The organism is Streptomyces sp. NPDC090119 (assembly GCF_044747085.1).
In the GTDB taxonomy this organism is placed as follows: Bacteria; Actinomycetota; Actinomycetes; order Streptomycetales; family Streptomycetaceae; genus Streptomyces.
In genome coordinates this window covers 677177-696831 of record NZ_JBIVDK010000003.1, presented here as the reverse complement: position 1 = coordinate 696831, position 19655 = coordinate 677177, and the positions used below count along the sequence as shown (strand labels likewise).

Genomic DNA, 19655 nt, shown 5'->3' with positions numbered 1-19655 from the left:
CGGAGCGCCGCCCTGTCCGGGACCCGTACGGGAGTGCTCAGCGGGCCGCCACCGCTGTCTGGGTGGCCCCCGACTCCGTCCCGTCGTCGAACACGACGGTCACCCGGTAGAAGGACGTCGTGCCCTGGGGCAGCTCCCTGTCCGCGTACTCCTCCGACAAGGGTGCCTCCGGCGTCGCGGTGAGCTTGTCGAAGACCCGGGTGCCGGGGTTCCAGCGGTAGACATTGAGGCCGGTCGCCCTGCGGCCGCCCTCGTCGGCCTCGGAGGACAGGGCAAAGGAGATCGAACTCGTCTTGCCGTTCCACTTGGCGCTGAGCCAGACGAGCGGGGCCCCGGTCGCGGCCGGGGTCGCGCCGGCGTCCGGGCCGAGGTCGAGTTCGGTCACGTCGGCGACCGTGGACCCGCCGTCGGGGGTGAGCGCGTTGCCGTACTGGTCGATGGCGATGACGCTGTAGCGGACCCGCTCACCGTCGGCGACCGTGAGGTCGTCGTGATGCGTCCCGGTGAACTCCTGCGCGCGGAGAGTCCAGGAGTCCACCAGCGGCCCGTACGTCCAGCTCCCGTCGACGAGCGTGCCGCGCAGGATCTCGTAGTGGTCGAGGCCGGGGTCGTCGACGGCGTCCCAGTCGAGCGAGACGCCGTTCTCCTTCGGCGTGGCGGTCATGCCGGTCACGGCGGGCGGCGCGGTGGTGTTCCCCTGGACGGGCACCTCCATGTCCACCGACAGCGTGCCGAGACACCCGGCCCGGTCCGCGGCCACGACCCAGTAGTAGTACGTCCTGCCCGGTACGGGCGCCCGGTCGACGAACGACGTGCCCCGCACGTGCTCACCGATCCGCTCGCCCTGCATCTTCGTCCCGGCCGGCCGGGGCGTGGTCGACCGGTACACCCGGTAGCCGTCGAAGTCGGCGGTCGTGGCCTGCGACGCGTCCCAGGTCAGCGTGACCCCGGCCTCGCTCTCGACGGCCCGGGCGTTCAGCGCCGTCTCGTTCGGGGGCGTCTCGTCCCCCGTCCGGAACTCCTGGCTCGCGGCGGACGGCGCGGACTCCAGGCCGTGCTTGTCCACGGCGGTGACGACGTAGTAGTAGTCGTCCCCGGTCTGCGGGATCGTGTCCGTGTACCAGGTGTAGATGCGCGGCGTGGTCCCGCTCACCAGGTTCGCCGGGGTGACGGCGACCTTCCGGTCGGTGGACCGGTAGACGCGGTAACCGGCCAGGTCGGACTCGGTGTTCGGCTCCCAGTCGAGGTTGACCTCCTTGACGGCGTACTCCATCGACCAGTTCCGGTCGACGCCCTTCGGCGCGGCGGGTGCCACCCGGTCGGCGGTGGTGACGCCCTTGTCGGCGGTGCCGGTGGACTCGTTGCCCCGCTTGTCGACGGCGCGCACCTCGTAGTAGTAGACCGCGCCGTCGCGCGGCAGCGAGGTGTCCGTGTACGAGGTGGCGGTCGTCGTGGCGAGCGGCTTGCTGCCGTACGGGGTGCCGCTGAGCCGGCGGTACACGCGGTAGCCCGCGAGGTCCATCTCCTTGTTCCGCGCCCAGCCGAACCTGGCGTTGTACGAGGAGTACGACAGGGAGGTCCCCGTCGGAGCCAGCGGCTTCACCTTGTCGACACCGGCCGAGGTGCGCGGCTGGTACGTGAATTTGACGTTGGCGGCGCCGGTCCAGTTGACGTAGTCGACGCGGAGGCTGTGGCTGCCGGACGGGATGGTGAGGTTGACGGACTTCGACCGGGTCGCTGACCCGTTCTGCCACAGGTCGACCTTGCGCACGCCGTCGAGGTAGACGCGGACGCCGTCACGTGCCGAGGCGGCGAACGTGAACGGTCCGCCGGAGCCGAAGTCCCGCGTCACCGCCCAGCGGACGCCGAAGTTGTCCGAGGGCAGACCGGACGCCGGAGCCCGGGTGCCCCAGTTCTCGTCGATCGCGGAGTCGCAGTCCGTCTTCCTCGGCGTGCCGGAGAAACCGGTGTTCGCGTAGAACGTCCGCTTGAAGACGGGAGAGGCACAGGTCACGGCGGCCTCGGCGGTACCGGCCGTGACGGTGAGCAGACCACCGGCGGTCGCTGTCACGACACCGACGGCGAGCGCCTGCGCGGTACGACGGCCGAGGGGCTCGGCGCCCCGGCGGCGGATGGATCGCTTCATGCCTTCCTTCACTCTGGCTGGGTCGGGGGGGGGGGGGGGGGGCGCGGCGGGCGCGGGCCGCGCCCCCCCCCCCCCCCCCCCCCCCCCCAGACTCCGCCGGACCAGTGATGGTTGTACGCCAGTACGATCACCCGTCATGGACAGGACGCCGCCGGCGAGCTGCGGTACAGCGCGGTGGAGGCGGATCTCCAGCGGCTGCTGACCGAGTTCGGTCCGCCGAACAGGACGACTCCGGCCTACCCGTTCCACCATCTGGTGAGCGACGGTGTGTGGGAGGTGCGCACCGACCGCGGACCGGGCAGCCCCGGCACCGGGGTGCGGGAGCTGCGGACGGCGGGGGCCGCCGGACGGCTGGCGCCGGAACTGCGGGCGGCGCTGCGGCGCGAGCCGGCGCGCCCGGTGCCCACCCCGTCGCCGCCACCCACCGTTCCTGGCACACCAGGCAGGTCTTCCACGGCAGCCCCCGCCCTGCCTCGGCCGGCTGACCGTCGCTTGCGGTGACACTGATTCGGGTGACCGGAGTCGGTGGACCTCCGCCGGTCCCGTTCGTCATGCTGGGATCGGTGACGCACTGATTGGAGACCGCGATGAGCGCACTCACCGTGAGCCAGGACCCCGACCGGACCTGGGACGACCTCGTCCGGTTCTGGGACGAGTCGGACTGGCCCGAGGGCAGCAGGGTGGAGATCATCGAGGGGATCGTCACCGTGTCGCCCGCTCCCGCGTACCGCCACAATGTGATGGCGGCGCGCATCCAGCGTCGCCTCTACTCCGTGATCCCCGAAGACTGGGAGATCTTCCAGACACTGTCCATCGCCGTGCCCTCCCGCATGGGCATGTTCATCCCCGATCTGGTCGTCGCACCGCTACGGCCGCCCGAGACGCAGTCCCACATCCCGGCAGCCCTCGCCGAACTCGTCGTCGAGGTGACTTCTCCGTCGAACGCCCGGCACGACCGGGTCAGCAAACCGGCCGCGTACGCGACGGCGGGCATCCCGCTCTATCTCCTCGTGGACCCGTGGGCCCCCGGCGGCCCCACCGTCACGCTCTACGGTGAGCCCAAGGACGACGTCTACCGGGTGCTCAGCGCGGTGAAGTTCGGTGACACCGTTCAGCTGCCCAAGCCGTTCGACGTGGCGATCGACACCAGCGAGTTCCCGGTGGACTGACCCCGGTGCGATGAGTTGCGGGTGTCTCCCCGGTCTACCGCCCGTGGACCCCAGGACCGACCCCGTGCTCGTGCTGCGTGGCCCCGTCACCCGGGATGAGGTGGCGGGGCTGGCCGATGTGGTGCGGGGGTCGGCCCTCAGCAGCGGGGTTGTCGTGTGCGACGTGGCCGGGCTGGGCCCGCCGGAGCTGGGGCACGTCGAGCTGCTCGCCCGGCTGGAGCTGGCCGCCCGGCGTGGCGGCGGGCGGATACGGCTGCGGGACCCCGACCCCGGGCTACGCGCCCTGCTCGGCCTCGTCGGACTCGGCCTCCAGGTGGAGGGGGAGGTCGAAGAGGGGGAACCAGCGGGGGGTGTCGAGGAAGCAGTGGAAACCGGTGATGCGGCCCCCTGAGAGCTCCAGGATCTGGACCGCCCAGGGAGTGAAGCCGCCCTTCTCCGGGTCCGGCTTGTAGTGGGCGAAGCCGGGCAGGCCGTTGACCTCGACCGGGACGAGGCGGGAGCCCGCGCAGGACGCGCCGACGGTGGACATGAAGCCGGTGATGTCGGCGGGGCCCAGCAGCCACAGGTCGAACGGCGGCATCGTCATCACCGCGTCCTCGTGGAGCAGGGCGGTGAGCGCCGTCATGTCATAGCCCTCGAACGCCTTCACATAGCGCTCCAGGAGCTGTTTCTGCTCCTCGTCCAGCGGGTCGGAGACCGCCGCCTCGGCGCCGGTGTCCGCACGCTCGGCGAGGGTGGCCCGCGCCCGCTGGAGGGCACTGTTGACCGAGGCGACCGTGGTGTCCAGCAGCTCGGCCACCTCACTGGCCCGCCAGGCCAGCACCTCGCGCAGGATGAGCACCACCCGCTGCTTGGGCGGCAACTGCTGGAGCGCCGCCATGAAGGCCAGCCGGATCGACTCGCGGGCCACCGCAGCCTCCGCCGGGTCGGTCACCTGGGGCAGCACCCGCGCGTCCGGCACCGGCTCCAGCCAGGTGTGGTCCGGGCGCGGGGACAGCGCGGCCCGGGCGAGCGGGGTCGGTTCGCTGAGGTCCATCGGGCGGGCCCGCTTGTTGCCCGCGGCCAGCATGTCCAGACAGACGTTGGTGGCGATCCGGTACAGCCAGGACCGCAGACTGGACCGGCCCTCGAACTTGTCGTAGCTCCGCCAGGCCCGCACCAGCGTGTCCTGCACCGCGTCCTCGGCCTCGAAGGACGAGCCGAGCATGCGATAGCAGTACCCGGTCAGCTCGGTCCGGTGCTTCTCCAGCGCGACATCGAGGTCCGCCGTCGCCGTGCCGTCACCCATCGTCCACCCACCCCTGTGGCCGTCCCGTACGCGCGCCATCGCGCCCCAGTAACCCGGAAGCTACCGCAGCCCACTGACAATGGCCCCCGGAGTCGGGAAACCCGCAGCTCGGGAGGGCGCGCGCGACGGTTCAGTGCGCCGGTACGGCCTCCCGGCGCGCGGCGGTACGGGCCGCCAGGGTGCCCAGCGCGGTGATGGCGACGACGCCCAGGATTGCGAGCAGGCCGACGCCGACCGTGCCCGTCCAGCCGCCGGAGTGGAAGGCGAGCGCGCCGACCGTGCTGCCCGCGCTGGAGCCGATGTAGTACGAGGACTGGTACAGGGCGGTCGCCTGGGCGCGGCCGTGCGTGGCCGTCTTGCCGACCGCCGAGGAGGCGACCGCGTGGCCCGCGAAGAAGCCGGCCGTGATCAGCACCAGGCCCAGCAGGACCAGCGGCAGGGACGGCGCCAGCGACAGCAGCAGGCCCGCCGCCGTCGTACCGCCCGCGGTGTACAGCGCGCCGCGGCGGCCGAGGCGGCCCACCAGGCGGCCCGCCGACGACGCGGAGACCGTGCCGACCAGGTACACCAGGAAGATCGAGCCGATGATGCCCTGCGGGAGGGAGAACGGTGCCTCGGTGAGCCGGTAGCCGATCACCGTGTACACCCCGCCGAACACCGTCATGAACAGCGCGCCGATCGCGTACAGGCGGCGCAGCAGCGGGGAGGAGAGGTGGTCGCGGACCGCGCGGGCCAGCACCCGGGGGCGCAGCGAGCCCGCCTCGAAGTGCTTCGGCGCGGGCAGCAGCAGCCGGAACGCCACCGCGCAGCCCACCGCGACCACGCCGATCACGCCGACGGCGATCCGCCAGCCCCACTCCTGCGCGACCCAGCCGGTGATGACCCGGCCGCTCATGCCGCCCACGCTGTTGCCCGCGACGAACAGGCCGATCGCCGTGACCAGCGCCTTCGGCCGGACCTCCTCGGCCAGGTACGCCGTCGCGGAGGCGGGCAGCCCGGCCAGCGCGGCACCCTGCAGGGCCCGCAGCGCCACCAGCGCGCCGATCGACGGAGCGAACGGCACCAGCAGCCCGACGGCCACCGCGACCATCAGCGACGCCGTCATCACGGTCCGGCGGCCGAACCGCTCCGACAGCGCGCTCATCGGCAGCACGAACAGCGCCAGCCCACCGGTCGCCGCCGCCACGGTCCAGCTGGCCTCGCCCGCCGCCACGCCGTAGTCGGCGGAGATCAGCGGCAGCAGGGCCTGGGTGGAGTACAGCAGCGCGAAGGTCGCCACGCCCGCGAGGAAGAGGGCGAGGCTCATCCGGCGGTAGCCGGGGCCGCCGGGCGTCAGCCGCGTGTCGGCCGGGGCTGCAGCTGCGGAGGGGGTCTCGGGGGAGGGGACGGGCGTGCGGGCGTCCAGGCTGACGGACGCCCCGGTACTGGCGGGAGACATGCCTCGAACCTAAGGACGCGCCCACTCATCCGTCCAATGCATGGAATCGTCATAATCGTTCCCATGGAGCATCAGCAGAGGTCACGGCCGCGCCTGTCACCGTCCGGTGACACAGAAGACATGGCGCTGCTGCTCGCGCCCCGCCTCGCCTACTTCGCCGGGGTGGCCCGCACCGAGCACGTCACCCGGGCCGCGCACGAGATGAACGTCCCGCAGTCCACCCTCTCCCGCGCGATGGTCCGCCTGGAGCAGGACCTCGGGGTGGACCTGTTCGCCCGGCACGGCCGCACGGTCTCGCTCACCCCGGCGGGCCGCACCTTCCTCGGCTCGGTGGAACGCGCCCTCGCCGAGGTCGAGCGGGCCGCCGAGGAGGTGCGCGCGGACGCCGACCCGGCCACCGGCAAGGTCGCCTTCGGCTTCCTGCACACCATGGGCCCGGAGACCGTGCCCGGCCTGCTCCACGCCTTCCGCGCCGACCATCCGCGCATCCGCTTCAGCCTGGTGCAGAACTACGGCGAGGCCATGCTGGAGCGGCTGCGGGCGGGCGAGCTGGACCTGTGCCTGACCTCGCCGGTGCCGGACGCCCCCGACCTGGTCGCCCGGCGGCTGGACGAGCAGAAGCTGCGCCTGGTCGTCCCGGCCGACCACCGGCTGGCGAGCCGCCGCCGCATCCGGCTCGCCGAGGCGGCCGACGAGACCTTCGTGACCCTGGAGCCCGGCTACGGCCTGCGCCGCATCACCGACGACCTGTGCCGCGAGGCGGGCTTCCGGCCCCGGGTCGCCTTCGAGGGCGAGGAGACGGAGACCCTGCGCGGGCTGGTGGCCGCCGGACTCGGCGTGGCCCTGCTGCCGCCGCCCACCGTGCCCCGGCCGGGCGTGGTGGAGCTGACGGTGACGGCGCCGAGGGCGGTCCGCGAGATCGGCGTGGCCTGGCTGGCCGACCGCCCGGACACCCCGCCGGTGGCCGCCTTCAAGAAGTTCCTCCTCTCCCGGAGGGGCAGCCTGCTCCCGTCCTGAACCCGGCTACCTGCGCGGCTGCTTGCCCAACCCCGACGATCCGGCTACTTGCGCAGGGACTTGCCGAACCCCGACGCCAGCGGCATCCGCAGCCCTATCGGCGGGGGCGCGGCGAGCGCGTCCTCCACCGGGCGGGACAACGGGTGCCCGAAGAGGGCGCCCAGGGTGAAGTCCACGGTCAGGGCGAGCACTTCGTCCCGGTGCTGGTGCAGCCCGTGGCCATCGGAGTGGACCTCGAAACGGCAGACCTCCCGGTTCACCTTCTTCGCACGGGCCGCCAGCCGGAACGACAGCTCCGGATCGCACCGTTCGTCGTTCGTGCCGTGCGCGATCAGCACCCGGCGCCCCACCAGCTGCTTGACGGGCTCGGCGGTGCCCGCGCCGTCCTCCGGGAGCCAGGGGGCGATGGCCACCACGGAGTCGACCGCCTCATGGCCACCGGCGCCCAGCGCGGCCCGTCCGCCCATGTCCAGCCCCACCAGGCACACCGGCACGTCCCCGTACCGCCGCACCACCTCGTCCGCGGCCCAGGAGGCGTCGGTCGCGAGGTGGGCCTCGTCGCCGTTCCAGCCTCGGTAGCGGTAGTGGACCGGATGGACGGCGAGCCCCTCCGCGTGCCCCGCGCGGGCCAGGGCGCGGGCCACCGCGCGGACGAGGGTGCCGGGCAGGACCGGGAGCGGACGGCGGGTGGAGACCTCGTCCCCGCCGGGGAGCAGCAGCACCGCTCCGCTCACCGCGCTCGGCGCGGGGCCGACCGCCTTTCCCAGCCTGGCCGTCCGGACCGGCGTCGTCGCTTGCTGTCCCATGGCAGAACACTGTCAGAAGGCGAGGTGTACGAAACCCTTCTCGGCGGTCACCATTGCGTATCGACGCGCACGGGGTACGGATCGCGCCACTGGGTGAACGGCCTGAATTCGAGCATCCCGTCGGAGAGTTCGGCCGCACGCTCGATTTCCGGGGCCGTTTTCGGAGTCAATGCGATGAGATCAGGATTCATTCCTTTCCGTGAACGTCCCCTGGGGGACCAAGACTTCACTCGCCCCGGACGTGAAGGATGGTTGCCCGAATGGCTGTTCCCGTGCGCTGCCGCCACCAGCGCTTATGCGGAAATGGAGTGCCGATAGTACTTATCGCGCGCCCCGTGAATACGTACAGGAATCCACCAGCCGTCCGTATTTCGGTGATTGCGATAGATGCCTCGCGGTGTTTACGGTCATGGATCGCTCGGATCATTCGTGATCCATGTCTCCGCATTCAAGGACGCATTCACCATGAAGCAGTCTGCTGCCAAGACCCTCGGTGTCGCCGCCCTCGGTGCCGCCTTCGCCGCCGCGGGCGCGGGCGCGGCCAACGCGGCCCCGGCCGCCTCGGACGCCCTCCCTCTCGTGGGCTCCGTCGCCCACACGCTCCCGGCCGCGAACGTCACCCAGGCGCTGCCCGGCGCCGCCGAGGCGGTCTCGCAGGGGCAGGGTGTGCTCGGCGGTGGACTGAACACCGCGCGGCCCGCCGTGCAGAAGATGCTCGCCCAGGGCCCCACCGCCCCCGTCGCCGGACTGCTCGGCGGTCTGCCCGTGGCGGGCCTGCCCACCCATGGTCTGGGCCTCAACGGCATCCCGCTCGGCTGACGCACCCCACACGCGCCGCCTCCGACGCGCGACGCACCCCGAGCGCGACACCCCCCACGCATGACGCCGCCGAGGCCCCCGGTGTTCTCCGGGACGGCCTCGGCGGCGTCCGCGTAGGCGGAACCCGGCCGGGTGGCGGGCGGCGTCACCAGGCGGTGGCGCGGGCCTTGTCCTCGGAGGGCAGCAGTATCCAGAGGGCTATGTAGACCAGGAACTGCGGGCCGGGCAGCAGACAGGACACCACGAAGATCACGCGCATCATGCCCGCCGACATGCCGAAGCGCTGTGCCAGCGCGGCGCACACGCCGCCGATCCTGCGGCCGTGGGTGGGGCGGACAAGGGCGGTCATGGCGGGCTCCTCCGTCGTCGTCGGCCGCGAACGGGCCGTCTGCCGGGTCGGGCCGAGTGCCGCGCCCCGTCTGTCGTCGTATGCCCAAAGGTACGGAGACGAAGCGGGAGAAGCATCACTCTAAGGGGCGATACCGACCCTGGGAATCGTCGGGGTCCGCCCCTGAGAAAGCTCTCCGCGCACGCTCACCGCACCACCGACCGGACCCGCACCCCCGGCCCCGGCAGTCCGGTCGGCCTCGCGCGCCTCCCCGGCCGGATGCCCGCCGCAACCCCCGGCCACGCCACCGGAGATACCCTGACGCGCCCCCTCAGGGACGCCCCTGAGTCCGCCAAGCCCTCCGAGCCCGCCCCGCCCCCCGAACCCGTCACGGCGGCCCAACTCCTCGCCCTCCCGCTCACCGGCCCCGCCCCGGACCCGGCGCCGCAGCCACGCCCGCCCCGCCGGGACGAGTGCCAGGTGGGCCAGGAGGACGCCCGAGGTGTTCAGCAGGATCACGTCCACGTCCACCACCCGCCCCGGCACCCCGGTCTGCAACAGGGCGATGCCCAGGGAGGTCAGGGCGCCCGCGGCGACCGTGCGCAGCAGGGAGGCCAGGGGGGAGACGGTGAGCCTGCCGTCCGCCATCGGCAGCAGTACGCCCAGCGGGGCCAGCAGGGCCAGACCCTCGCCGATGCGGAGGCCCGCCTCGGGCCAGCCCAGCGCCAGGTCGGCGCGCAGCCCGGCCAGCGGGCGGAGGTTCGCGGGCCGTACCCACGGCACGTCCAGCGGCCGCAGCGTCAGCCAGGCGACGAGCGCGAGATGCGCGACGAGGAGGACTGCCCCGGTCACTCGGATGCGGTTCGCGGCGCTGCCGCCGATGGAGCCTTGACGCTGCACGTCCCCCAAGACGCGCCGCCGCGCGCGATCGGTTCCGCTTCGGCTCCCCCCGCCCCGGTGAGGCGTGCGCCACACGCCCGCCGGAAAGGGCCCCGCCTCAGTGCAACGCGACGGCGGCGGACGGGGGTTGGACCCGGCCCGGATGGTCGCGGACGTCCTCCGTGCACTCGTAGCGGCGCGGAGCGGCCGGGGCCGGACCGGCGAGGATCACCGAGCCGTCGCCCTCCGCGGCGGCGGAGTCGGAGAACGTGCACACCACCTGGGCGAGCGCGGGGGAGCCCAGCTTGTCGGGGGCGGCGCTCAGCCGCAGCGCCTCCTCGGGCCACTCGCGTCCGGGGCCGGTGACGGTGATGCCGCCCGGCACCCGGGTCTGGTAGCCCGCCGCCCGCTCCCCGGCCGACGGCGCGGCGGCCAGCTGGTCCAGGAGTCCCTGCGCGACCATGACCCGGCGCCGAGCGTCCGGCGTGCCCTCCGGCACCCGCACCGAACGGTCCACGGTCACCAGCGAGGCCCCGCACAGCAGGAACACCTGCACCGGCACCCCTTCCGGGGACTGCGTGGCCTGCCCGGACCCGGCCGGTGAACACGGCAGCCGGGACGGCGCCCCGCCGAAGTCGGTCGGCACCTCGGTCGGCCGGATGCCGCATCCGGTGGCCAGCGCGCCCAGCAGCCCCAGCGTCAGCAGCCCGCGCACCGCGCGCCCGCTCACCGGGCCTCCCCGTGGCCGGCCTCGGCCGGGGAGTCGCCCTTGTCGTCGCCGTCGGGCTCCTCCGTGAGGCTGGAGGCGTCCAGCGGCAGCCGGAGCGTGAACACCGCGCCGCCCTCCGGGGAGTTGGCGGCCGTGATCTCGCCGCCGTGGATGTGGGCGTTCTCCAGCGCGATGGACAGACCGAGGCCGCTGCCCTCCGAACGCGGACGGGAGGCACTGGCCTTGTAGAAGCGGTCGAAGACGTGCGGCAGCACCTCCTCGGGGATGCCGGGCCCGTGGTCGCGGACCGCCACCAGCAGATCGTCGCCGTCGATGCGGACCGAGACCCGCACCGGGGAACCGCCGTGCTTGAGGGCGTTGCCGATCAGGTTGGCGAGGATGACGTCCAGGCGGCGCGGGTCGAGCCGGGCGTGGATGCCGCGTTCGGCGTCCAGCTCGACCGCGTCCAGCCAGGCGCGGGCGTCGATGCAGGCGGTGATCTGGTCGGCGAGGTCCACGTCGTCCAGCACCAGACGGGCGGTTCCCGCGTCGAAGCGGGTCACCTCCATCAGGTTCTCCACCAGGGAATTCAGCCGCCGGGTCTCGCTCACCACCAGACGTACCGCGGGCTCGATCATCGGATCGATGCCGCCGCCCTCGAACTCCAGCTCGTCCTCCAGCACTTCGGTCACCGCGGTGATGGCGGTGAGCGGGGTGCGCAGCTCGTGCGACATGTCGGCGACGAAGCGGCGGGAGGCGTCGTCACGGGCGGCCATGTCCGCGACCCGCTTCTCCAGCGCCTCGGCCGCCTTGTTGAACGTCCTTGACAGGTCGGCGAGTTCGTCCGTGCCGGAGACCTGCAGCCGGGTGTCGAGCCGGCCCTCGCCGAGCCGCCGTGCGGCCACTCCGAGCCGGTGCACCGGCTTCAGCACGGTCGTCGCGGCGGCCTGTGCGAGCAGGGCCGAGCCGATCAGGGCCAGCGCGGTGGCGATCCCCAGCGACCAGGCGAGGGAGTTGAGGTCCTTCGCCTCCGGCTCCAGCGACTTCGCCATGTAGCCGGTGGAGCCCCCGTCGGTGACCTTCGTACCGGCCACCAGGAACGGCGTGCCGCCGTCGGTGACCCGCTGCCAGTACAGGTGGTACGGCGACCTGTTGGAGCCGCTCGTCCTCTGCCGCTTGTTCACCGCGGTACGCAGCGACGGGGGCACATCCTTGAGCGAGAAGCCGCTCAGCCCGCCCGAACCGCCGTACACCGTGCGGCCGTCGGGGTCCTGGGCGACCAGCAGCACGCTGAACCGCTGACTGCTGCCCGCCATCTGCCCGGCGGCGCGCTGGAGTTCGTCCTGCGTGGGGTGCGCGGGCAGCGCGCCCGCGCGGTTCTGCATCTCCTGCCGGAAGTCACGCAGCACCGCGTCCTGGGCGCGGGTGAGCACCGCCTCCCGGTTGAGCCAGTACGCGATGCCCGACGCGGACACCGCGGCCGTCAGCGCGACCAGCCCGAAGACCAGCACCAGCCGCAGCCGCAGGCTGGTGAAACGCAGTCCGGCCAGCTTCCTCCCCCGCTCGGCCGACCAGCGGCCGAATCCCCCTCGATCGCTCACTGAGGAGTGTCCAGGCGGTAGCCGACACCACGGACCGTGCGGATCAGGGTCGGGGAGGACGGCACGTCCTCGACCTTCGCCCGCAGCCGCTGCACACACGCGTCCACCAGGCGCGAGTCGCCCAGGTAGTCGTGCTCCCACACCAGCCGCAGCAACTGCTGCCGGGACAGCGCCTGACCGGGCCGGCGGCTCAGCTCCAGCAGCAGCCGCAGCTCGGTCGGGGTCAGCTGGAGATCCTCGCCGTTCTTGGTCACGGTCATCGCGGAGCGGTCGATGACGACGTTGCCGAACGTCGCCGAGTCGCTGGACTCGCGCTCCCCGCGCCGCAGCACGGCCCGGATACGGGCGTCCAGCACCCGGCCCTGCACCGGCTTGACCACGTAGTCGTCGGCGCCGGACTCCAGTCCGACCACCACGTCGATGTCGTCGTTCCGCGCGGTCAGCAAAATGATCGGCAGCTGGTCGGTGCGCCGGATGCGGCGGCACACCTCGAACCCGTCGATGCCGGGCAGCATCACGTCCAGCACGATCAGGTCAGGGCGCTGCTCACGCAGCAGCTTCAGACCGTCCTCACCGCTCGCGGCGGTGGCGACCCGGTGCCCCTGGCGCGTCAGGGACAGCTCAAGGGCCGTACGGATGGCGTCGTCGTCCTCGATCAGCAACAGGGAAGGCACGGGCTCATTCTGGCCCATGTACCGCCTGTCGTACGACCCGTGCCGCACCGGGTTCTCGCAGGCCGGGCGCGAGCGGGACACCGCGTACCAAACCGGGCCCTTGCCACTTCCGGGCCGCCCGATCCGGTCACGACCCGCCGCGACCGGCCCCTGTGACAGGTCTGTGACAGTCGGCGGACATGGCCATGAAGGACGGTCGGCAAGCTTTTCTGCAGGCGGGAGAGCATCACCGGCCACGCCAGGCACCGGAAGTCCACGACGGGGAGCGCGAGATGAACACGCCACACGGCATGAGCACCAGCGCAGTGGTCACGCGTCTGCACGACGCACACCGGGGGGCCGAGGTTTCCGGGAATTCCGGGAAGTCCGGTGCCGGGTCCACGCTGCCGTCACGCGGCCGCGAGTCCCAAGGCGTACGGGGGTGCGTCCGCGGCACCGGGCGTCAGCACACCGGTCACATGTCGGTGGTCGACGCCCGCACGGGGGAGGGGCACGGGGGAAGCGCGTACAGGGGGGAGCAGGGGGAGCGTCGCTCGCTGACGGAGGCGGAGTTCACCGCCTACGTCCAGGAGCGCCGCGCCTCCCTGTACGCGACCGCCTACCACCTGACCGGCGACCGCTTCGAGGCCGAGGACCTGCTGCAGAGCGCGCTGTTCTCGACCTACCGGGCGTGGGAGCGGATCAGTGACAAGGCCGCGGTCGGCGGGTACCTCCGCCGGACCATGACCAACCTGCACATCAGCGCGTGGCGCCGCCGCAAGCTGAACGAGTACCCGACCGAGGAACTGCCGGAGACGCCCGCCGGTACGGACGCCATGCGCGGCACCGAGCTGCGCGCCGTCCTGTGGCAGGCGCTCGCCCGGCTGCCCGAGCCGCAGCGCACCATGCTGGTGCTGCGGTACTACGAGGGCCGTACCGACCCGGAGATCGCCGACATACTCGGCATCAGCGTCGGCACGGTGAAGTCCAGCATCTGGCGCTCGCTGCGGCGCCTGCGCGAGGACGAGGTCCTGAGCTTCGGCCGGGACCACGAGGACGCCTTCGGCGAGCTGGTGGCCTGAAGGACGGGTCCATCGGGGGACGGACCCACGGGGGGAACGGGGGAACGAGCCGTCACGGCTCGGCCCGAGGGGAAACGGGGAATCGCGGGGGCCCACCGGGGGGAGGGTCCGCGCGAGAACCCGTAAGGGGAAACACGGGGGAACAACGGGGGAAAACCGGGGGAGTACCGGGGAGCGGGGCTGGACGGCTGGGGGGCCGTCCGGTCCCGCTCCCTCATGTCCGCGTCCGGCTACGCCGCCGTCCGGTGCCGCGCCTGGCGGCCCGCCGCGGCCGCCGCCATCCGGCTCAGCGCCTCGTCCCGGCCGCACGGGTGCGCGCCCAGCGACACCTGGCGGGACACGATCGAGCGTTCCGTGCGCAGCAGCCGCCAGCCCCGGCGCAGCAGGAACGGCACCGACTTGCGGCCCTCCTTCAGATCGCGCAGGAAACGCCGCCGGAAGGTGGTGACCGGACCCCGGGTCAGACACAGGGCGTCCGCCAGCACCCCCAGCTCACGGCAGCGCTCGACGATCTCCGCCGCGAAGATCCCCTCGGCGATGAACAGCGGGGTACGGCCGATGCTCAGGGTGTCCTCGCCGGTACGGGCGCTCAGCGAGATGTCATACACCGGCACCGGCGTCGAACCGGACGCGCACAGCCGGGAGATGGCCGCGAGCGCCACGTCGGCGTCCCAGGACAGCGGATGGTCCCAGTCGATGTCCGAGCTTCCGTCCACCAGCGGCAGGGTGGGGTCGTCGCCCTCCTTGTAGAAGTCGTCGAGGCGCAGCACGGGCAGCCCGGAGAGGGCGGCGACGAGTGACTTGCCCGAACCGGAGGGGCCGGACAGCAGCACCACGCGGGCGGGGGACGGGGGATGGATGCTCACGGAACACCAGTTTGACGCATGGTGGCCGTCCTGCCGACCCCGCGGGTCCACATCGGAGCGCGCGTCACATGTCAACTACCCTACGTGTCGACCGTATTACCCTGCGCACCAGAAGGCGGCACCACCGATGGCCCGACATTCCGCACCCCGGTCTCCCCGCCGGCCCGCCGCTCGGCGCGCCCTGATCGCCCTCGCGTCGGCCGGAGCGGCCCTGGCGGCGGGCGCGAGCGCGGCCCACGCCGAGGCCGCCGCCCCGCTCGTGGACGTACCGCCGCTGCGCTCCGCCGACGTCGGCGACATCAACCCGCAGTCCGGGGTGAACGCGCTCACCACGTCGGTCGGCTACGCCACCGGCGCCATCGCCGGGCTCAAGCCCAACCCGCTGGCCGGTACCGGCACCGACCCGCTGAACAACGGCATCGGCACCACCATCGCCGACTTCAAGCCGCTCAACACCCTGGCGCTGACCGCCCCGATCGCCCAGGCCCCGTCCTTCGGTGCGGTCCCGGTCGTCGGCCAGACCCTGGGCCTGCTCACCCCCAAGGGCTGACAGCGCGAAGCCGCGCCGCCCCTTCGAGGTGAGGGGACGGCGCGGCTTCGGTGTGCTCGGTGCTCAGAACTCGGTGCTCAGTACGACGAACCCGACGCGCCCAGCGCCCCGGTCGGGTGCCAGACCGTCTTGGTCTCCAGGAACGCCGTCAGGCGTTCGGTGCCCGGAGTCGCGGCGTAATCCACAGCCTGTGGACGCAGGACGCGCTTGAGGTTGTCCGCCGCCGCGATCTCCAGCTCCTTCGCCAGCTCCGCGTCGGCCCCCGCGAGGTCGATCGCGTTGACGTCCTGGTGCGCGGCGAGCGGCGCGGCCAGCTCGGCCGTACCGCCGGACAGGATGTTGACGACACCGCCCGGCACGTCGGAGGTGGCCAGCACCTCGCCCAGCGACAGGGCGGGCAGCGGGGCCTTCGCGGAGGCGATGACGACCGCGGTGTTGCCGGTGGCGATCACCGGGGCGAGCACCGAGACCAGGCCCAGGAAGGATGAGTCCTGCGGGGCCAGCACCGCGACCACACCGGTCGGCTCGGGCGAGGACAGGTTGAAGTACGGGCCCGCGACCGGGTTGGCGCCGCCCACCACCTGGGCGATCTTGTCGGTCCAGCCCGCGTACCAGACCCAGCGGTCGATGGCCGCGTCCACGACCGCCGCCGCCTTCGCCTTGGACAGGCCCTCGGCCTCGGCGACCTCGCGGACGAACTGCTCCTTGCGGCCCTCCAGCATCTCCGCGACGCGGTACAGCACCTGACCGCGGTTGTACGCGGTCGCGCCGGACCAGCCGCCGAACGCCTTGCGCGCGGCGACGACCGCGTCACGGGCGTCCTTGCGGGAGGACTGCGGCGCGTTGGCCAGCCAGTTGCCCTTGGAGTCGGTCACTTCGTACACCCGGCCGCTTTCGGAGCGGGGGAACTTGCCCCCGACGTACAGCTTGTAGGTCTTGAAGACACTCAGACGGTCAGACATCGAGGTACGCCTCCAGGCCGTGGCGACCGCCCTCGCGGCCGAAGCCCGACTCCTTGTAACCGCCGAACGGCGAGGTCGGGTCGAACTTGTTGAACGTGTTGGACCAGACGACCCCGGCGCGCAGCTTGTTCGCCACGGCCAGGATGCGGGAGCCCTTCTCGGTCCAGATGCCCGCCGACAGCCCGTACTGGGTGTTGTTGGCCTTGGCGACGGCCTCGTCCGGGGTGCGGAAGGAGAGCACCGACAGCACCGGGCCGAAGATCTCGTCGCGGGCGATGGTGTGCGCCTGCGTGACGTTGGTGAACAGCGTCGGGGCGAACCAGTAGCCGGAGGAGGGGAGTTCGCAGGCCGGGGACCAGCGCTCGGCGCCCTCCGCCTCGCCCTGCTCGGTCAGCGCGGTGATCCGGGCCAGCTGCTCGGCGGAGTTGATCGCGCCGATGTCGGTGTTCTTGTCCAGCGGGTCGCCGAGGCGCAGCGTGGACAGGCGGCGCTTGAGGGCGTCGAGCAGCTCGTCCTGGATGGACTCCTGGACCAGCAGCCGCGAGCCCGCGCAGCAGACCTGGCCCTGGTTGAAGAAGATGCCGGTGACGATGCCCTCGACGGCCTGGTCGATGGGGGCGTCGTCGAAGACGATGTTGGCGCCCTTGCCGCCCAGCTCCAGCGTGAGCTTCTTGTCCGTGCCCGCGACGGTGCGTGCGATCTCCTTGCCGACGGCCGTGGAGCCGGTGAAGGCGACCTTGTTCACGTCGGGGTGGGCGACCAGCGCGGCGCCCGCGTCGCCGTACCCGGGGAGGATGTTGACGACACCCTTGGGCAGGCCCGCCTGACGGCAGATGTCCGCGAAGAACAGCGCGGACAGCGGGGTGGTCTCGGCGGGCTTGAGGACGACCGTGTTGCCGGTGGCCAGCGCCGGGGCGATCTTCCACGCCAGCATGAGGAGCGGGAAGTTCCACGGGATGACCTGGCCCGCGACGCCGAGGGGGCGGGGCGAAGCGCCGCTGTGCTCGTTTGTCGTCCTCCGGCCGAACCCGGCGTGGTCGAGCTTGTCGGCCCAGCCCGCGTAGTAGAAGAAGTGCGCGGCGACCAGCGGGAGGTCCGCGTCCCGGGTCTCCTTGATCGGCTTGCCGTTGTCCAGCGTCTCCAGCACGGCCAGCTCGCGGCTGCGCTCCTGGATGATGCGGGCGATACGGAACAGGTACTTGGCGCGCTCGGCGCCGGGCAGCGCCGACCACGTCGCGAACGCCTTGCGGGCGGCCTTCACCGCGCGCTCCACGTCCGCCTCACCGGCCTGCGCGACCTCGGAGAGCACCTCCTCGGTGGCGGGGGAGACGGTCTTGAAGACCTTGCCGTCGGCGGAGTCGGTGAACTCGCCGTCGATGAAGAGGCCGTACGAGGGGGCGATGTCGACGACCGAGCGGGACTCGGGCGCCGGTGCGTACTCGAATGCGGATGCCATGGTGATCAGTCCACCGTCACGTAGTCGGGGCCGGAGTAGCGGCCGGTGGCCAGCTTCTGACGCTGCATCAGCAGGTCGTTCAGCAGCGAGGAGGCGCCGAAGCGGAACCAGTGGTTGTCCAGCCAGTCCTGGCCCGCGGTCTCGTTGACCAGTACCAGGAACTTGACGGCGTCCTTGGTGGTGCGGATGCCGCCCGCGGGCTTCACGCCGACCTGGACGCCGGTCTGCGCGCGGAAGTCGCGCACCGCCTCCAGCATCAGCAGGGTGTTGGATGGGGTGGCGTTGACCGCGACCTTGCCGGTTGACGTCTTGATGAAGTCCGCGCCCGCCATCATGCCCAGCCAGCTCGCCCGGCGGATGTTGTCGTACGTCGACAGCTCGCCGGTCTCGAAGATGACCTTCAGCCGGGCGCTCGTCCCGCAGGCTTCCTTCACGGCGGTGATCTCGTCGTACACCTTGAGATAGTCGCCCGCGAGGAACGCGCCCCGGTCGATGACCATGTCGATCTCGTCGGCGCCCGCCGCGACCGCGTCGCGCACGTCGGCCAGCTTCACGCCGAGGGCGGCGCGGCCTGCCGGGAAGGCGGTGGCGACCGAGGCGACCTTGACGCCGGAACCGGCGACGGCCTCCTTGGCGACGGCCACCATGTCGGGATAGACGCAGACGGCGGCGGTGGTCGGACTCGTCCGGTCCGTGGGGTCCGGGTGGACCGCCTTGGCGCCGAGCGCCCGGACCTTGCCGGGGGTGTCCGCGCCTTCCAGCGTCGTCAGGTCGACCATCGAGATGGCGAGGTCGATGGCGTACGCCTTCGCGGTGGTCTTGATCGAGCGGGTACCGAGCGACGCGGCACGCGCCTCCAGGCCGACCGCGTCGACGCCGGGCAGCCCGTGGAGAAAGCGGCGCAGCGTGCTGTCGGACGCGGTGACGTCGGCGAACGCCTTCGCGGGGGAAGTGGTGGTGGGCATGGTCACCAGACGAGCATATCTACGCGCGTAGCGGCTGTATAGCCCCAGGGGTGGGGTTGTGCGGGGTCACACCTTCGCAGGTCACGGATGCGTTCCTCTCTCGGGCCGGGGGGTGGAGCTCGCGTCCCCTTCGTGCACAATCGGGGCCATGACGACCCCGGACCACCAGTCACCCGCTTCGCGGCCCGTGGCGCCCGCCGCCAGGGACCGGATCTACCGCTCGCCGATGGGACTCGTGGGCGGTGGGCTCGTGCTGGCCATCGTCGTCTGGCTCGCCTGTGACGCGCTCTTCCGGGGCCACGGCCGGGTGCCGTGGCTCGCGCTGGCCGTGCTGATCCTGGTCGTGCCACTGGTGAGCGCCTTCGCCCTGCGCCCGGCGGTCTTCGCGAGCGAGGAGCGGCTGCGGGTCCGCAACCCCTTCCGCGTGATCGTCCTGCCCTGGGGCCGACTGGCCTCCCTGCGCTCGAGCTTCTCCAACGAGGCCCTGGCCGACTCCGGCACCAAGTTCCAGCTCTGGGCGATCCCCGTCTCGCTGCGCGCCCGTAAGCGCGCGGCCAACAAGCAGGCCCGCGCGGCGGCGCAGGCGGCCCTCGGGGCCCACGAGCCCCGGGGCGGCAGCCCCTTCGGCGGCCGGGGAGCGGGTGCCTTCGGGGCCGAACCCGCGATGGGGGCGCCCGCCCGCGCGGAGTCCGACAAGATCATGGACGATCTCCGCGAACTCCACGAACGTCACGGCGAGGCGGAGTACGCCCAGGGCGAGATCACCGTCCGCTGGGCCTACGAGGTCCTGATCCCGGCGCTGGCGGGTGCGGTGCTGCTGGCGGTCCTGCTGATCACGGGCTGAATCCGGGCACGGTCGGCGGCGGACGGAGCTTCTCCGGCCGCCGCCGCTTTTTTGTCGTGCCGTCTTCGTGCCGTCTT

Annotated in this window: 20 protein-coding genes and 2 pseudogenes; 8 read left to right on the top strand and 14 right to left on the bottom strand. The window is 72.4% G+C overall.

Annotation, left to right across the window (positions count from 1 at the left end; all coding sequences use genetic code 11):
- Positions 1-37: 37 nt before the first annotated feature.
- The gene (locus ACIPPM_RS15885; protein ID WP_401447786.1) at positions 38-2146 is read right to left on the bottom strand and encodes a fibronectin type III domain-containing protein; all 2109 of its coding nucleotides are present in this window, start codon (positions 2144-2146) and stop codon (positions 38-40) included.
- Positions 2147-2257: 111 nt separating this feature from the next.
- Between ACIPPM_RS15885 and ACIPPM_RS15880 the strand changes: the two are divergent.
- From ACIPPM_RS15880 to ACIPPM_RS15870, 3 genes and pseudogenes are all read left to right on the top strand, one after another.
- Positions 2258-2536 (top strand): annotated as a pseudogene (locus ACIPPM_RS15880) (restriction endonuclease); the annotation flags it as partial.
- Between the two features lie 197 nt (positions 2537-2733).
- Positions 2734-3315, top strand: a complete 582-nt coding sequence (locus ACIPPM_RS15875; protein WP_401447784.1) for a Uma2 family endonuclease — start codon at positions 2734-2736, stop codon at positions 3313-3315.
- A gap of 10 nt (positions 3316-3325) precedes the next feature.
- Positions 3326-3706: an STAS domain-containing protein gene (locus tag ACIPPM_RS15870; protein ID WP_401447782.1), complete on the top strand. Its 381-nt coding sequence runs from the start codon at positions 3326-3328 to the stop codon at positions 3704-3706.
- Here ACIPPM_RS15870 and ACIPPM_RS15865 read toward each other — a convergent pair.
- Positions 3590-4603 (bottom strand): sigma-70 family RNA polymerase sigma factor, encoded by a 1014-nt coding sequence (locus ACIPPM_RS15865; protein ID WP_401447780.1) that lies wholly within the window; start codon positions 4601-4603, stop codon positions 3590-3592. The two genes, ACIPPM_RS15870 and ACIPPM_RS15865, sit on opposite strands and share 117 nt — an antisense overlap.
- 130 nt (positions 4604-4733) lie before the next feature.
- A complete protein-coding gene (locus tag ACIPPM_RS15860) occupies positions 4734-6041 on the bottom strand; it encodes an MFS transporter (protein WP_401447778.1) in 1308 nt (435 codons plus the stop codon).
- A 63-nt stretch (positions 6042-6104) separates the two neighbouring features.
- On the opposite strand from ACIPPM_RS15860, the gene ACIPPM_RS15855 reads away from it, so the two are divergent.
- The gene (locus tag ACIPPM_RS15855) at positions 6105-7058 is read left to right on the top strand and encodes a LysR family transcriptional regulator (RefSeq protein WP_393595656.1); all 954 of its coding nucleotides are present in this window, start codon (positions 6105-6107) and stop codon (positions 7056-7058) included.
- A 44-nt stretch (positions 7059-7102) separates the two neighbouring features.
- On the opposite strand, the gene ACIPPM_RS15850 is transcribed toward ACIPPM_RS15855, so the two are convergent.
- Entirely contained in the window at positions 7103-7864 is a 762-nt protein-coding gene (locus ACIPPM_RS15850; protein ID WP_401447775.1) for an alpha/beta hydrolase, read from the bottom strand.
- Between the two features lie 47 nt (positions 7865-7911).
- Entirely contained in the window at positions 7912-8055 is a 144-nt protein-coding gene (locus ACIPPM_RS15845; protein ID WP_401447773.1) for a hypothetical protein, read from the bottom strand.
- A 274-nt stretch (positions 8056-8329) separates the two neighbouring features.
- Between ACIPPM_RS15845 and ACIPPM_RS15840 the strand changes: the two genes are divergently transcribed.
- Positions 8330-8683 carry an ATP-binding protein gene (locus ACIPPM_RS15840; protein ID WP_401447771.1) on the top strand — a complete coding sequence of 118 codons (354 nt, stop codon included), beginning with the start codon at positions 8330-8332 and terminating at the stop codon, positions 8681-8683.
- A gap of 145 nt (positions 8684-8828) precedes the next feature.
- Here the strand turns inward: ACIPPM_RS15840 and ACIPPM_RS15835 are convergent, their stop codons facing one another.
- From ACIPPM_RS15835 to afsQ1, 5 genes and pseudogenes are all read right to left on the bottom strand, one after another.
- Entirely contained in the window at positions 8829-9032 is a 204-nt protein-coding gene (locus ACIPPM_RS15835; protein WP_401447769.1) for a PspC domain-containing protein, read from the bottom strand.
- A 417-nt stretch (positions 9033-9449) separates the two neighbouring features.
- Positions 9450-9911, bottom strand: a pseudogene (locus tag ACIPPM_RS15830) (VanZ family protein); the annotation flags it as partial.
- Positions 9912-10008: 97 nt separating this feature from the next.
- On the bottom strand, positions 10009-10620 hold the full coding sequence (locus ACIPPM_RS15825) for a hypothetical protein (protein ID WP_401447766.1): 612 nt from the start codon (positions 10618-10620) through the stop codon (positions 10009-10011).
- On the bottom strand, positions 10617-12200 hold the full coding sequence (locus ACIPPM_RS15820) for an ATP-binding protein (RefSeq protein WP_401447763.1): 1584 nt from the start codon (positions 12198-12200) through the stop codon (positions 10617-10619). The genes ACIPPM_RS15825 and ACIPPM_RS15820 overlap by 4 nt, the downstream gene beginning before the upstream one ends.
- Positions 12197-12874 carry a two-component system response regulator AfsQ1 gene (gene afsQ1, locus ACIPPM_RS15815; RefSeq protein ID WP_388996392.1) on the bottom strand — a complete coding sequence of 226 codons (678 nt, stop codon included), beginning with the start codon at positions 12872-12874 and terminating at the stop codon, positions 12197-12199. Before afsQ1 ends, ACIPPM_RS15820 begins: the two co-directional genes overlap by 4 nt.
- Positions 12875-13146: 272 nt before the next feature.
- Between afsQ1 and ACIPPM_RS15810 the strand changes: the two genes are divergently transcribed.
- Positions 13147-13935 (top strand): SigE family RNA polymerase sigma factor, encoded by a 789-nt coding sequence (locus ACIPPM_RS15810; protein ID WP_401447760.1) that lies wholly within the window; start codon positions 13147-13149, stop codon positions 13933-13935.
- A 230-nt stretch (positions 13936-14165) separates the two neighbouring features.
- Here the strand turns inward: ACIPPM_RS15810 and ACIPPM_RS15805 are convergent, their stop codons facing one another.
- Positions 14166-14801: a uridine kinase gene (locus tag ACIPPM_RS15805; protein WP_401447758.1), complete on the bottom strand. Its 636-nt coding sequence runs from the start codon at positions 14799-14801 to the stop codon at positions 14166-14168.
- A 127-nt stretch (positions 14802-14928) separates the two neighbouring features.
- On the opposite strand from ACIPPM_RS15805, the gene ACIPPM_RS15800 reads away from it, so the two are divergent.
- A complete protein-coding gene (locus ACIPPM_RS15800; RefSeq protein WP_401447755.1) occupies positions 14929-15351 on the top strand; it encodes a hypothetical protein in 423 nt (140 codons plus the stop codon).
- Between the two features lie 77 nt (positions 15352-15428).
- Here ACIPPM_RS15800 and ACIPPM_RS15795 read toward each other — a convergent pair whose 3' ends face one another.
- The 3 genes from ACIPPM_RS15795 to deoC are packed head-to-tail and all read right to left on the bottom strand — an operon-like array spanning position 15429 to position 18740.
- Complete coding sequence (locus ACIPPM_RS15795) at positions 15429-16313, bottom strand: aldehyde dehydrogenase family protein (RefSeq protein WP_401447753.1); 885 nt, start codon at positions 16311-16313, stop codon at positions 15429-15431.
- Positions 16306-17769 carry an aldehyde dehydrogenase family protein gene (locus tag ACIPPM_RS15790; RefSeq protein ID WP_401447750.1) on the bottom strand — a complete coding sequence of 488 codons (1464 nt, stop codon included), beginning with the start codon at positions 17767-17769 and terminating at the stop codon, positions 16306-16308. The genes ACIPPM_RS15795 and ACIPPM_RS15790 overlap by 8 nt, the downstream gene beginning before the upstream one ends.
- A 5-nt stretch (positions 17770-17774) precedes the next feature.
- Positions 17775-18740, bottom strand: a complete 966-nt coding sequence (gene deoC / locus ACIPPM_RS15785) for a deoxyribose-phosphate aldolase (protein WP_401447748.1) — start codon at positions 18738-18740, stop codon at positions 17775-17777.
- 142 nt (positions 18741-18882) lie between these two features.
- Here deoC and ACIPPM_RS15780 point away from each other — a divergent pair, with 142 nt between their 5' ends.
- Positions 18883-19578: a PH domain-containing protein gene (locus tag ACIPPM_RS15780; RefSeq protein ID WP_401447746.1), complete on the top strand. Its 696-nt coding sequence runs from the start codon at positions 18883-18885 to the stop codon at positions 19576-19578.
- Positions 19579-19655: the final 77 nt, after the last annotated feature.